The following is a 13760-nucleotide window of genomic DNA, read 5'->3' on the forward strand; positions in this document are numbered from 1 at the left end:
AGCCAATTGAATGTATGGGCAACCTTTGGTTAACCAAAACAACTCCATTAGGGCATAAAATTAGGTATCCCTTTTTTCAAAAAGCTATACGTTTTGAATAGAAATACTATGCAAAACGCCTAGTGCTAGGTCATAAAAAAAAGCTATAATACGCGCTTGTATTGTAGCTTTTATTTTTAAAAGTCTTTTGTAATAGACTATAGGATTTATTACATTTTCAAGGAAACTTAGCCCTTATTTCATCCAAACACAAATTACCAATACTTCCTATATGGGTATGCTGTTTTCCTAAGTCTGGTTGATAGGTGTTGTTTTGAACTTGATGACCAATGGTTTGGTAGGCTTCTCTAAACGATAGACCATCAACAACGAGATTATTGATACTGTCTACCGTAAAGAGATACTTGTATTTCTCATCATTGAGATCAATATCCTTAACGCTAATTTGTTGAATGGCATAATTAAAAATATCGAGAATGTCTTTCACATCTTCCAAGGCATTGATCATGTTTTCTTTTAACAACTGAAAATCACGGTGGTAACCACTTGGTAAATTATTGGTAATAAGCAGCATCTCCGTATGTAAGGCTTGAATCTGATTACACTTACCTCTAATCAATTCAAACACATCAGGATTCTTTTTGTGTGGCATTATGCTACTTCCTGTGGTGAGTTCGTCAGGGAAACCGATAAACCCAAAATTTTGGCTCATATATAAACAGATATCCATCGCAAAGCGGGCCATCGTATTGCACAAACCACCTAAGGCATTTGCTATAGAACGTTCACTTTTGCCTCGACTTAATTGTGCCGCAACAACATTGTATTTTAAAGTAGAGAAACCGAGTTCTTCAGTAGTGATATCGCGATCAATAGGAAATGAACTGCCATAACCGGCCGCAGATCCCAAAGGATTTTGATCTACAATTTTGAACACCGCATTAAGTAGAAAGACATCGTCAATCAATAACTCGGCATACGCCGAAAACCATAAACCAAAGGATGAGGGCATGGCTACTTGTAGATGCGTATAACCAGGTAATAATTGACCCTTATGGGTTTCGGCTAAGCTTAAAAGGGTTTCAAAAAACACTTTAACCTTATCGTTGATTTGCTTCAAATTATCTTTATAGTAAAGCTGTAGAGCCACTAAAACCTGGTCGTTTCGCGATCGTGCCGTGTGGATTTTTTTACCGACCTCGCCTAAGGTTTTGGTGAGTTCAAATTCAATTTTAGAATGCACATCTTCAAAAGTGTCTTCAATTACAAAATCTTCTTTGTCTACAGATGTTGAGATGGCCGTTAAGCCCGATTTAAGTTGTGCTAGTTCTTCAGAGGTTAAAATGCCTATGGATTCTAACATGACGGCATGTGCTAAGGATGCTTGTACGTCATATTTGGCGATGTGTAAATCAATTTCTCTGTCGTTACCAACAGTAAATTGTTCTATTTTTTTATCGATTGAATAGCCTTTGTCCCAGAGTTTCATAGTTTTATTTTTTTAAAGCAGGAAATCGAAGATTCAGCGTAGCTAATCTCTGCTTTCTTTTTTAGTTAGACTTTCTCTTTTTGTCATTCCTGCGACCGCGTGTCGCCTAAAGCTTTAGCGGTGGCGCAAGGCAGGAATCTAATTCTTATTTACTTATTTTTTTAATAATTTCATTCCTCTCTGCACTTCGACAAGCTCAGTGTGACAGCTTGTTTCTACAACACCTTCTCCAACAATTCAATATAAATTTTAATGCCTTCCTTAATTTCGGACAAATAAATAAATTCATCTGCCGTATGAGAACGCTTACTGTCACCAGGTCCTAGTTTTAACGACGGACAGCTCAAGGCCGCTTGATCGGATAAGGTCGGAGAACCATAAGTCTCTCTACCCAACGCGATACCTGCCTTTACCAAATCATGATGCACAGGTATCGATGAGGAGTTGAGCCTTAAACTTCGCGGTTCTATACTTGAACATGGTGATTTCTTTTTGAGTATGGCTGCAATCTCGGCATTGGTATATTTATCATTAACACGGACGTCAATCACTAAATCCACTTCAGAGGGTACTGCATTATGTTGTTTGCCTGCATTGATTTGGGTGACCGTCATTTTTACATCACCAAGTACGGGCGATTTTTTATCAAACTTAAATTCTTGAAACCATTTTAGCACATCAACGGTATTGTAAATCGCATTATCAGCATTGGGATGTGCCGCATGACTGGCTGTGCCCTTGACTTTAGCATCAAAGACCACCAAACCTTTTTCGGCGATAGCTAAATCCATCAAGGTAGGTTCACCCACGATGGCCACATCAATTTCTGGAATCACCGATAGCATACTATTTAGACCATCTGGCCCACTACTTTCTTCCTCAGCCGAAGCTACTATCACTAAGTTGTAGTCGAGATTTTTCTTTTTGTAAAAATAGGTAAATGTCACCAAGAGCGATACCAAACAACCGCCAGCATCATTACTGCCTAAACCGTATAGCTTACCATCCTCAACAATGGCCTTAAACGGGTCCTTAGTATAGCCATTATTGGGCTTTACCGTATCGTGATGCGAATTAAGAAGTAGCGTCTGTTTGTCTTTATTAAAGTACTTATTGGTCGCCCAAATATTATTTTTTTGTCGTTGGTAAGGGATATTATGCGTTGTAAACCATTGTTCGATAAGCAAAGCGGTTTGTGCTTCTTCCGAAGAGAAGGATGGTGTCTCTATGAGTTGCTTTAACAAAGCAATGGCTTCTGTAGTCAGTGTCTTTATCATTTTTGAATAGTTGTATAAATGGATTTTGAATCAAATAACATATCAGGTTTTCCGATACAAACTTTACTTACGTTGTGGTTAACGGCATTAAAACAGTTGGTCAATTTAGGTAACATTCCATCAGCAATAATATTTTGTTCAATGAGGGTTTGGTAAGTTTCCGTATTAATCCGTTCAATAACAGAATTGTCATCGGTGACATTTTCTAAAACCCCATTTTTTTCAAAACAATAATACAACTCCGTTTCGAATGTCTTTGCAAAACCAATGGCCAATTCTGAAGCGATGGTATCGGCATTGGTATTGAGTAATTGCCCATTTTCATCATGTGTGATGGCACAAAAAACAGGGGTTATACGGTTGACTAATAGCAGTTCTAAAGCACTGGTGTCAACGGTTTTGATATCACCAACAAAACCAAAATCAATAGGGATTGTTGGTCTTTTGTTAGAAACAATCGTATTGCCGTCTGCACCTGTAAACCCGATGGCATTGCAGTGATGTGCTTGTAACTGTGCAACAATGGACTTGTTGATTTTTCCAGCGTAAACCATAGTAATGATGTCTAAAGTGTCTGAATCTGTAATCCGTCTGCCCTCGTACATTCGTACTGGAACACGCATCTGATTGGCTAATTTTGAAGCCAATTTGCCTCCACCATGCACCAAAACTTTAGGGCCTTCTAATTGGGCGAATTGCTCCAAAAAGTTGGATAAGGCTTTTTGATCATCAATAATGTTTCCGCCGATTTTTATGATTTTTAGTGTTTTCATATTCCTCTTTCGTCAAGCTGAACTCGTTTCAGCTTCTCATTATTTTTATCATTATTATTTGATGCTGAAATAAATTCAGCATGACGTTCATCATAAATTTTCTAATATCCGTTTCAATACCACCTGTGCGGCAAACGTTCTATTATTAGCCTGCTCGATAACTACAGATTGCTCACTGTCCAAAACAGCATCTTCAACCACAACATTTCGTCTTACAGGCAGACAATGCATAAATTTAGCATTGCCCAACTTGGCTTTGGTCATCATCCATTTAGGGTTTTCAATCAAAACTTTTCCATAATCTTTATAACTGCTCCAATTTTTTACATAAACAAAATCAGCATCTTTTAATGCGGCTTCTTGATTGTAATTGATCCTAGTATTTTTAGTGATTTCAGGATTAAGTTCGTAACCTTCAGGATGCGTGATTTCAAAATTCACACCTAATTGTTGTATCATCGTTACAAAGGAATTGGCAACAGCATGTGGTAGAGCCTTTGGATGTGGCGCCCAAGACAACACCACTTTTTGTGTTTTCTTTTTTGATAATTCTGAAATGGTCATAGCATCCGCTAAAGCTTGCAAAGGATGTGCTGTTGAACTTTCCATATTGATTATGGGAACCGTTGCATAGCTTCTGAAGCTATTAAGTATGATTTCCAATTCATCTTTTGCTTTGTCAACCAGACTGGGAAAAGCCCTCACGGCAATAATGTCTGCATATTGCGAAATCACTTTAGCCGCTTCTTTGATATGCTCCGAAGTACTCATATTCATTATAGCTCCGTCTTCAAATTCTAAATTCCAGGCCTTATCAATATTTAAAATCATCACATTCATACCTAGGTTTTTTGCCGCTTTTTCGGTGCTTAATCGTGTTCTTAAGCTCGAATTGAAAAATAACATGACTAAGGTTTTATTCTTGCCTAATTCGGAATATTCAAAAGGATTCATTTTTATTAAAATGGCTTCTTTTATGATGTCTGAAAGACTAGATATGTCCTTTATGCTTGTGTAGTTTTTCATATTAATTTTCCACGCAAGTGGGAATTTTGTCAATTAAATCTTATTTTTTTAAGCGCAACACCCCTATGAGCTACGCTCGGCACCTTCAATTAAAGCTATCGCTTTAATTTCGATAATCCTCGCGGGGACAACTCACTGAGATACATTATACTATTGTCCCCTTGAGGGGACTTTAGGGGTGTCATATATATCTTTTAAACTAGTTTTTTCATGATTCAGCTCTTTTCGTAAGGCTTCAAAAAGCCTGTCGATATGTACTTCTTTTATCGTCAACGGCGGAAGAATTCGAATGAGATTCGGATGTTTTGCACTTCCCGTAAATATATGATGCTCAAAAATCAGTTGTTTTCGTAATTCTGAAATCGGAAAATCAAATTCCAAACCTAACATTAATCCTCTGCCTTTGATAGCTTTTAGCTTTGGAAGCTGTTTTGCCTTTTCAAGAAAATACTTAGAGATTTCTGTGGCATTTTGCATTAGATTCTCACTTTCAATGGTATTTAATACAGATAGGGTAGCGGCACAAGCTAAATGATTACCTCCAAATGTTGTCCCCAATAAGCCGAATGACGCTTTTATCGACGGATGAATTAAAATACCTCCCACAGGAAATCCATTGCCCATGCCTTTGGCCATTGAGATAATGTCTGGTGTGATACCGTGCTTCTGAAAAGCAAAAAAATCACCTGTTCTTCCAAAACCGGATTGTACTTCGTCAGCAATCAAAACCGTATTGTGTTGTTGGCAAAGGACTTCTAAGCCTTTGTAAAAATCGGTGGTGCTTTGGTCTAATCCACCAACCCCTTGTATGCATTCAATGATCACCGCACAGGTCTCGTTACGTTTTAAAATAGATGCTACGGTGTCCAAATCACCAAGCTCTACGAAGTCTACCTTTTGTTGTGCATTAAGTGGTGCTACGATTTTTGGATTATCAGTGGCGGCTACCGCAGCTGATGTTCTCCCGTGAAATGAATTTTTAAAGGCTAGTATTTTCGCCTTAGCATTATGAAAAGAAGCCAGTTTCAAGGCGTTTTCATTGGCTTCTGCACCAGAATTACACAAGAACAATTGATAGCCTTTACATCCCGATAGCGCTTCTAATTTTTCTGCTAATTCAAGCTGTAAAGGGTTTTTTATAGAGTTGCTATAAAACCCCATTTTTTCAACTTGATCAGAAATCGCAGATACGTATTTAGGGTGTGAGTGCCCTATGGATATCACGGCATGTCCTCCATAGAGATCGAGATATTCTGTACCCTCGCTATCATAGACAAAAACATCCTTAGCGCTGGTAGGCGTTACATCATACAAAGGATAAACATCAAACAAACTCATATCTGTTCTTCTTTAATATTGTTGATTTTCTTAAACGATGCGACCATTCCCTGAATTAAAGATGAACTCAAGCCTTTGTGTTCCATTTCGTTTAAACCTTCAATGGTACAACCCATGGGTGTCGTTACTTTATCGATTTCTTCTTCGGGATGGTTACCTGTTGTGATTAATAAATTGGCAGCGCCTTCACTGGTATACATGGCTAATTCTTGGGCTTCTTTGGCATCAAAACCTAATTGTATGGCTGCTTGTGTGGTCGCTCTCATCAAACGCATCCAAAAGGCAATCCCACTGGCGCAGACAACAGTTGCCGCTTGCATTTGTGATTCTGGAATAGCTAAGGTATGACCCAACCTATTGAAAATAGCTTGTGCTACTTTAATGCGTTTTTTACCCTTTTCGTTGCTACACAAGCAAGTCATGGATTTACCCACAGCAATGGCTGTGTTTGGCATGGCTCTAATAATAAAATTGTCAATACCCACCTGCGCTTCAATCTTTGGAATGGTAAAGCCAGTAATGGTCGAAATCAACACATGATTTTCGGTAAGGTAAGGTTTTACGGTGTCAAGAATAGCTTCGAAATGTGCGGGTTGTACCGCAAATATGAGTATATCGGATTGCTTCACGGCTTCAACATTGTCTGATGTTAAGATGACATTTTTATAACCTTCAAACTCCCTAATTTCGTTTAGGTTTCTTTTGGTAAGGTACAAGGTGGTTATGGCATCCGTCGTGATTAATCCTTTAGCAATGGATTTTCCTAAGTTTCCTGTTCCTATGATTGCGATTTTCATATGTTTTATTTTGTCATTCCTGTGTCCACGTTCGCTGAAGCTTTAGCAGAGGCGCAAGACAGGAATCTTTTTTATTTGTTTTTCATTTTTATGATGAGATTCCTGCCAGCACTTCGACAAGCTCAGTGTGACAGGCAGGAATGACAGTTCATTAAAAATAATTTGCTTTAAGATTCAATCCTTCGGTTTCATCAAAACCAAACATTAAGTTCATATTCTGGATGGCTTGCCCAGACGCCCCTTTAAGTAAATTATCTATAATACTTGTAATTAATAATTTGTTCTTATGCTTATGCAAATGGATGATACATTTATTGGTATTAACGACCTGCTTTAAATGGAGGTTATCATCTGAAATAAACGTAAATGCAGCATCTTTGTAATAAGTTTTATAAAGTGTCTCAACCGCTTCTAAACTTCCCTCATAGTTGGTGTAAACCGTTGCAAAAATACCTCTAGAAAAGTTCCCGCGATTGGGCATGAAATATATCTCCGATTCAAAGCTGTTTTGAAGTTGTTCAACGGTTTGCTCAATTTCCCCTAAATGTTGATGTGTAAAGGGCTTGTAATAGGAAAAATTATTATCACGCCAAGTAAAGTGTGTGGTTTTCGATAAGGAGGTTCCAGCTCCAGTGGCACCAGTCACGGCATTGATATGGATATCATCCGTTATGAGCTTAGCTTGGACCAATGGCAACAACGCCAACTGAATCGCTGTCGCAAAACATCCAGGATTTGCCACATAATTAGCGTTTTTAATTGTTTCTTTTTGTAATTCAGGTAAGCCATAAATAAATACTTTCTCTTCAAAAAGTTGATCAGCCTCCAACCTAAAATCGTTACTCAAATCAATAATTTTTGTGATCTCTGAAAAGCTATGTTGTTCCAGAAATGCTTTAGAATTTCCATGACCTAAGCATAAAAACGCGACATCGACATTCTGGTTAATTTGGTCTGTAAATTCCAGTTCGGTTGTACCCACCAAATCCTGATGTACCTTGTATACCTTGTTGCCTGCATTTGATGTGCTAAATACAAAATCTATAGACGCTTGCTTATGATTGAGCAACAATCTCACCAACTCACCAGCCGTATAACCAGCGCCTCCTATGATACCTACTTTAATCATGATTTTGAATTTACTTGTTGATAGATTCTATTTTGATTGCCATTAATCTTAATGAAGCCTTTAGCGTCTTCAGCCGTCCAACCTTTGTTCTCTTCGCCGTAACTTCCAAATTTTGCATTCATTAAATCGTTAGGCGAAGCGGCGCCATCAATCGTAAAATGATAAGGTTTTAAGGTTACAAACACGCTTCCAGTTACTTTAGATTGGCTATTCTGAAGGTAGGCTTCTATATCTCGCATGACAGGATCTAAATATTGGCCTTCATGTAAGTGCATACCGTAAAAACTAGACAAGTAGTCCTTATGCTGCAATTGCCATTTGGTTAAGGTGTGTTTCTCCAATAAGTGGTGGGCCTTTATCGTAATTAAGGCTGTGGCTGCTTCGAAACCCACACGACCTTTGATACCGATAATGGTATCGCCCACATGAATATCTCGACCTATCGCATATTTTGAAGCAATGTCATTTAAATACGCAATACAATGCTGAGGTTTATCAATTTTGCCATTAACGGCGATGAGCTCACCCTTATTGAAATTGAGCACTATTTTTTGTTCACCATCTTTCTTTAATTGGGATGGATAAGCCGAATCTGGTAATGGTTTTTCTGATGTCAACGTTTCATCCCCGCCAACACTTGTGCCCCAAAGCCCTTTGTTAACAGAATATTTGGCCTTTTCCCAAGACATGTCTATACCGTTTGCTTTGAGATAGTCGATTTCTTCTTGTCGGGTTAGTTGGCCATCTCTAATAGGTGTGATGATTTCAATTTCTGGTGCTAACGTTTGAAAAATCATGTCAAAACGGACCTGGTCATTTCCCGCTCCTGTACTGCCATGGGCTATATACTTAGCGTTAATACTTTTTGTGTATTGAATAATCTCAATGGCTTGAATAATTCGCTCAGCACTGACGGATAAAGGATAAGTGTTGTTCTTGAGTACGTTACCAAATATTAAATACTTAATTACCTTATCATAATAGTTGGTTATGGCATCAATATTTTTATAAGTCGAGACCCCCATTTTGTAAGCATTTGCTTCAATGGTTTTGACTTCCTTTTCGGTAAAGCCTCCGGTATTAACACTAACCGCATGTACATCATAACCAGCCTTGCTTAAACTGACCGCACAGTAAGACGTATCCAATCCTCCACTATAGGCAATAACTAATTTCTTCATTTTCTATCTTTTTTTAAGAACATGGATTGTTTTATGTTTTTCAATCTTGTCCATACTTTTTTATCGTAATTGTGCTTTGATGTTTTTTCATCGACCTGTTTAGTTGGATCATAAAGCATGCCTGTACACAAGCACATTTTTTGTTCGGTGCGTTGCAATACATCATAGTTTTTACAGGTTTGACAGCCCTTCCAAAACGATTGGTCATCCGTAAGCTCTGAGAAGGTCACAGGTTTGTAGCCCAATTCACTATTCATTTTCATAACGGCTAATCCTGTAGTAATACTAAAGACCTTTGAATCTGGGAATTTAGTTCTCGAGTGTTCAAAGATGACCTTCTTTATTTTTTTGGCTAATCCTTGTTTTCTAAAATCTGGATGGACGATTAGTCCAGAATTAGCCACAAATTTGCCGTGACTCCAAGCTTCGATATAGCAAAACCCCGCGAATCGATCCCCTTCCAAGGCGATAACAGCGTTACCATTCTCCATCTTACCGATAATGTAATCAGGTTGGCGTTTGGCAATACCTGTGCCTCTAACTTGAGCAGCTTCTTCAATGGTTTTGCAGATAACATCTGCATAAACAGAATGTGATTTATCAGCAATAACAATTTTCATTGCAATTGTGTTTTAAATTAAAAATATTGTTTGATTTTTTTGAGAGTAGAACCGGACACACCTAAGTTCCAAAAATAGAAGCGTACCCTTACGGGCGACGGAAAACAGGACGTAACCTTCTGCTGTTGTTAATAAGAACAACAGTACTGAACATTAATATGAAGGTTATCGCTAACAAAATGAATGTTTTGTGCTTTTAAACTTAGTATAAAAGTAGAAATATATTTTTAACCACCTACCTTTTAAGGTCTTAATTTCTAATAATTGTGATATTCATAAAATAACCGAAGCTATTTTATGAATATCTAAATGAATACCTATAAAATGTAATCCGTGCTTACAAAGTTCGACGCTTTAGAGTCGAGTAAATCCTTTAAAATGGCATTATTATAGTCATTATCCTTTGATGCCACAAAGGTTCTGATTGAAAACGAGCGAAGCGCATCATGGACACTCAAAGTGGCTACAGCTGAATCTTTACGTCCGGTAAACGGATACACATCGGGTCCTCTTTGACAAGAACTGTTGAGGTTAACACGACATACCAAATTGACAAGCGTGTCGATTAATGGCGCTAAAGTCTTCGTGTCTTTTCCAAACAGGCTGACTTGCTGCCCGTAATTTGAAGCTGCCATATCATCTAAGGGTTCTTCAATATCTGAAAAAGGGATGACAGGAATGACTGGTCCAAATTGTTCTTCTTCGTACACACGCATGGCCTTGGTCACAGGATATAATACGGCAGGGAAGATGTAGTTGTCTGTTGTTTCTCCACCTTTTGCATTAATGATTTTTGCACCTTTTGCTTTGGCGTCATCAATCAATTCTTGAATATAGGCTGGTTTATCTGGCTCAGGTAATGGGGTTAGTTTAGCACCATCATCCCAAGGGTTTCCGAACTTCAGGGCGTCAACAGCTTCAGAGAACCGTTTGTTGAATTCGTTCACAATGTCTTCGTGGACATATAATACTTTAAGGGCCGTACACCGTTGCCCATTGAATGATGTTGTTCCAGCTATACATTCACTAATCGCTAAATCTAAATCCGCATCTTTTAAAACAATAGCTGGATTTTTGGCTTCCAATCCTAAAACCATTCTTAAGCGATTACTTTTTGGATGATGATCTTGAAGTGCGTTCGCTGATTTACTATTACCTATTAAGGCTAATACATCAACGCGTCCATCTTGCATAATAGGAGTAGCGACCGTACGACCTCGTCCAAAAAGAATATTGACCACACCTTTTGGGAAGCTATTTTGAAAGGCCTCCAATAAGGGGGACAGCAATAACACCCCAAACTTGGCAGGTTTAAATATAGTAGTGTTTCCCATCATTAGTGCTGGAATCAACAAAGCAAAGGTTTCATTTAATGGATAATTATAAGGACCTAAGCACAGTACTACTCCAAGTGGTCCACGTCTAATATGGGCATGGACACCACTTTCTTTGTGAAACTTGGCACTATTGCGGTCGAGTTGTTTATAATCTTCAATGGTATCGTAAATGTAATCGACGGTTCTATCAAATTCTTTTTGGGAGTCGGGTAGGTTCTTACCGATTTCCCACATGAGCAGCTTAACCACTTCATCGCGTTTGGTTTTCATTTGTTCTACGAACTTTTCCATACAAGCCACACGGTCAGCGACCTTCATGGTTGGCCATAAGCCTTGTCCTTTGTCATAGGCTTTATATGCAGCATCTAAAGCGAGCAGGGCTTCTTTCTTTGTTAGCGTTGGAATGCTTCCCAATAGTGTAGGCTTGTAATCTTCGGTGGAAGAAATTGTAGAATACACGTCTGCTGTTGCACCGTTCCATGTGATCAATTCACCATTGAGTAAATAGGTAGGCTGATGTGTGAGTTCTTTAATTTGAAATTCTTGAGGGATCTCATTATGTTTCATAATAAGTTGTTTTTTATGAGAGCAAGTGTTGTTTTAATTGCTCATAATTTGAAATTAAAATACTTTGCTTTTCAAGAGGCAATATCGCTTCAATTTGAGACGGTATAGGCATTTTTTCTGCAATAGCTTTTGGCATTACAGGCAAAAACTTAATCGGGTGGGCGGTTTCTAAAAACACACCTTGTGCCTTATTGGTTTTTAAATAATCTCTTAATGCCAAATAACCTATAGCACCATGTGGGTCAGCTATATAGTTATGTTTATCATTTAAATAATTAATAGCATTTACAGTTTCTGAATCTGTATAGCTATAACCGGATAAATTATTCTTCAAAGCTTCGAAATCGTGATGGTGCAATGTTTCGATACGAATAAAATTACTGGGTGCGCCAACATCCATGGCATTAGAAATCGTTGCGACCGAAGACTTTGTTTTATAATCGCCTGTCTCCAAATATTCAGGGACAACATTATTAGCATTGGTACCTGTCACAAAGTGGTCTACAGGTAATCCTAATGATTGGGCCATCATTCCTGCACAAATATTTCCGTAGTTACCACTCGGTACTGAAAAAACCAGTTTTTCGGATTTATGTTTTAAAGCTTTGTAAGCAAAAAAGTAGTAGAACATTTGTGGTAACCATCTGGCTATATTGATGGAGTTGGCTGAAGTTAAGGTGCGTTTTCCTTTAAAATCTTCGTCTAAAAAGGCACGCTTTACCATATCTTGGCAATCGTCAAAAACACCATCGACTTCCAAAGCGGTAATATTTTGCCCCAATGTTGTTAATTGCTTTTCTTGTATCTCACTGACCTTTCCACTGGGATATAAAATCACGACGTCGACACCTTCGACACCCAAAAAGCCACTGGCTACTGCGCCTCCTGTGTCACCAGAGGTCGCTACCAAAACGGTAACATGTTCATGACTATCATTTTGCTTGTTAAAATACCCTAAGCACCTTGCCATAAAGCGTGCACCAACATCTTTAAAGGCCATAGTTGGCCCATGATATAACTCTAGGGAGGCAATAGCCTTATCCAATTCCACAACTGGAAACTCGAAACTCAATACATCCGCAAGGATGGCTTTTAAATCAGTTTCAGGGATTTCGCTACCTACAAACTGCTTGATAGCTTCGTAAGCAATCGTGACATGATCTAAGGTATCAATAGTCCCAAAAAATGAATCAGGAAGTTTGTTGATGTCCTTTGGGAAGTATAAGCCTTTATCGGGTGCCAAACCTCTTACGACCGCTTCTTGAAACGATACTTCTGGTGCCTTATGATTTAAACTAAAATAGATCATATGAGTCTTGCTCCTGTTTTACTAATGTTAGACACATAAATTATATAATCGATTCCTGATTTTTCATAAATAGTATTCATGGCTTCAGCAACCTGTTTAGCTGCAAACATACCTTTGCTCAAAGCAAATATGGAGGGCCCAGAACCAGAGATGCCAACACCTAAGGCACCAGCATTCATTGCCGCCTCTTTAACATTGGTAAAATGAGGGATGAGCAGCTTGCGTTCAGGTTCGGCAACGTAGTCGATAAGAGAACGGCCAATCAAATCAAAATCGCGAGCGTATAATCCGCTGATGAGGCCGCCAACGTTGGCCCATTGCGCTATTGCTGTTTTTACAGGAATAGATTTTGGCACGACTTTGCGAGCTTCTTCGGTTTTTATTTCAATTTGAGGATGAATAATAGTGGCCACCAATTCTGATGGGGTGGGGATGGACACAATATCCAATGGGTCATAACTTCTCACCAAAATAAAGCCTCCATAAATACAAGCGGCGACATTATCAGCGATAGCGGAACCACATGCTGTGACTTCGCCTTGCATGGCAAACTTGGTCAGTTGAAGATTGTCGTATTTTGATTCTAATAACTGGTTAACAGCGTAGGCAGTACCCGCTGCACTGGCGGCACTACTTCCCAATCCACTTCCTGGCTTAAAATTCTTATGGATTTTAATATCCAAGCCGAAATCAACTTGACTGTCTTCAAGCATTAGCCTGGCTACGACTCCAACCACATTTTTATCAGCTTCAAAAGGAAGATCTGCACCATGGATTTCAGTAATCCTAATAGCTTTGGTAGCGGTTTTAGTGAACACCATGTCATCGCCCAACTCACTTAGCGCAAAGCCCATGGCATCATAGCCACAAGATACATTGGCTACGGTTGCTGGTGCAAAGACTTTAATTTGGTTCAT

The 13760-nt window shown here is 38.7% G+C and carries 12 protein-coding genes; all 12 read right to left on the bottom strand.

Annotated elements, in window-relative coordinates; translation table 11 throughout:
• Window positions 1-217: 217 nt before the first annotated feature.
• The 12 genes from argH to ACO052_RS06990 all read right to left on the bottom strand — a co-directional run bounded on the left by argH (window position 218) and on the right by ACO052_RS06990 (window position 13760).
• Window positions 218-1489 (bottom strand): argininosuccinate lyase, encoded by a 1272-nt coding sequence (gene argH / locus ACO052_RS06935; RefSeq protein WP_422107280.1) that lies wholly within the window; start codon window positions 1487-1489, stop codon window positions 218-220.
• Between the two features lie 215 nt (window positions 1490-1704).
• Window positions 1705-2766 (bottom strand): M20 family metallo-hydrolase, encoded by a 1062-nt coding sequence (locus ACO052_RS06940; protein WP_422107281.1) that lies wholly within the window; start codon window positions 2764-2766, stop codon window positions 1705-1707.
• A complete protein-coding gene (argB, locus tag ACO052_RS06945) occupies window positions 2763-3539 on the bottom strand; it encodes an acetylglutamate kinase (RefSeq protein WP_422107283.1) in 777 nt (258 codons plus the stop codon). The genes ACO052_RS06940 and argB overlap by 4 nt, the downstream gene beginning before the upstream one ends.
• A 90-nt stretch (window positions 3540-3629) precedes the next feature.
• Window positions 3630-4565: an N-acetylornithine carbamoyltransferase gene (locus ACO052_RS06950; RefSeq protein WP_422107284.1), complete on the bottom strand. Its 936-nt coding sequence runs from the start codon at window positions 4563-4565 to the stop codon at window positions 3630-3632.
• A gap of 150 nt (window positions 4566-4715) precedes the next feature.
• Entirely contained in the window at window positions 4716-5903 is a 1188-nt protein-coding gene (locus ACO052_RS06955) for an aspartate aminotransferase family protein (RefSeq protein WP_422107285.1), read from the bottom strand.
• Complete coding sequence (gene proC / locus ACO052_RS06960; protein ID WP_422107286.1) at window positions 5900-6700, bottom strand: pyrroline-5-carboxylate reductase; 801 nt, start codon at window positions 6698-6700, stop codon at window positions 5900-5902. Before proC ends, ACO052_RS06955 begins: the two co-directional genes overlap by 4 nt.
• Before the next feature lie 151 nt (window positions 6701-6851).
• Window positions 6852-7829: an N-acetyl-gamma-glutamyl-phosphate reductase gene (gene argC / locus ACO052_RS06965; protein ID WP_422107287.1), complete on the bottom strand. Its 978-nt coding sequence runs from the start codon at window positions 7827-7829 to the stop codon at window positions 6852-6854.
• Window positions 7826-9010, bottom strand: coding sequence for an argininosuccinate synthase (locus ACO052_RS06970; protein WP_422107288.1), 1185 nt, complete (start codon window positions 9008-9010; stop codon window positions 7826-7828). The genes argC and ACO052_RS06970 overlap by 4 nt, the downstream gene beginning before the upstream one ends.
• Window positions 9007-9630: a GNAT family N-acetyltransferase gene (locus ACO052_RS06975; RefSeq protein ID WP_422107289.1), complete on the bottom strand. Its 624-nt coding sequence runs from the start codon at window positions 9628-9630 to the stop codon at window positions 9007-9009. The genes ACO052_RS06970 and ACO052_RS06975 overlap by 4 nt, the downstream gene beginning before the upstream one ends.
• 317 nt (window positions 9631-9947) lie before the next feature.
• A complete protein-coding gene (locus ACO052_RS06980) occupies window positions 9948-11534 on the bottom strand; it encodes an NADP-dependent glyceraldehyde-3-phosphate dehydrogenase (protein ID WP_422107290.1) in 1587 nt (528 codons plus the stop codon).
• 13 nt (window positions 11535-11547) lie between these two features.
• Window positions 11548-12843: a threonine synthase gene (gene thrC / locus ACO052_RS06985; protein WP_422107291.1), complete on the bottom strand. Its 1296-nt coding sequence runs from the start codon at window positions 12841-12843 to the stop codon at window positions 11548-11550.
• Window positions 12840-13760, bottom strand: a complete 921-nt coding sequence (locus ACO052_RS06990) for a homoserine kinase (RefSeq protein WP_422107292.1) — start codon at window positions 13758-13760, stop codon at window positions 12840-12842. The genes thrC and ACO052_RS06990 overlap by 4 nt, the downstream gene beginning before the upstream one ends.

This window comes from Winogradskyella sp., assembly GCF_965228925.1.
Classification (GTDB): Bacteria; Bacteroidota; Bacteroidia; order Flavobacteriales; family Flavobacteriaceae; genus Winogradskyella.

What these genes read in the sequence shown, in the direction of transcription:
- argC (WP_422107287.1), bottom strand. Translation starts at nt 7,829, where the DNA reads ATGATTAAAGTAGGTATCATAGGAGGCGCTGGTTATACGGCTGGTGAG.
- argH (WP_422107280.1), bottom strand. Translation starts at nt 1,489, where the DNA reads ATGAAACTCTGGGACAAAGGCTATTCAATCGATAAAAAAATAGAACAA.
- argB (WP_422107283.1), bottom strand. Translation starts at nt 3,539, where the DNA reads ATGAAAACACTAAAAATCATAAAAATCGGCGGAAACATTATTGATGAT.
- ACO052_RS06970 (WP_422107288.1), bottom strand. Translation starts at nt 9,010, where the DNA reads ATGAAGAAATTAGTTATTGCCTATAGTGGAGGATTGGATACGTCTTAC.
- ACO052_RS06990 (WP_422107292.1), bottom strand. Translation starts at nt 13,760, where the DNA reads ATGAACCAAATTAAAGTCTTTGCACCAGCAACCGTAGCCAATGTATCT.
- ACO052_RS06950 (WP_422107284.1), bottom strand. Translation starts at nt 4,565, where the DNA reads ATGAAAAACTACACAAGCATAAAGGACATATCTAGTCTTTCAGACATC.
- thrC (WP_422107291.1), bottom strand. Translation starts at nt 12,843, where the DNA reads ATGATCTATTTTAGTTTAAATCATAAGGCACCAGAAGTATCGTTTCAA.
- proC (WP_422107286.1), bottom strand. Translation starts at nt 6,700, where the DNA reads ATGAAAATCGCAATCATAGGAACAGGAAACTTAGGAAAATCCATTGCT.
- ACO052_RS06940 (WP_422107281.1), bottom strand. Translation starts at nt 2,766, where the DNA reads ATGATAAAGACACTGACTACAGAAGCCATTGCTTTGTTAAAGCAACTC.
- ACO052_RS06955 (WP_422107285.1), bottom strand. Translation starts at nt 5,903, where the DNA reads ATGAGTTTGTTTGATGTTTATCCTTTGTATGATGTAACGCCTACCAGC.
- ACO052_RS06975 (WP_422107289.1), bottom strand. Translation starts at nt 9,630, where the DNA reads ATGAAAATTGTTATTGCTGATAAATCACATTCTGTTTATGCAGATGTT.
- ACO052_RS06980 (WP_422107290.1), bottom strand. Translation starts at nt 11,534, where the DNA reads ATGAAACATAATGAGATCCCTCAAGAATTTCAAATTAAAGAACTCACA.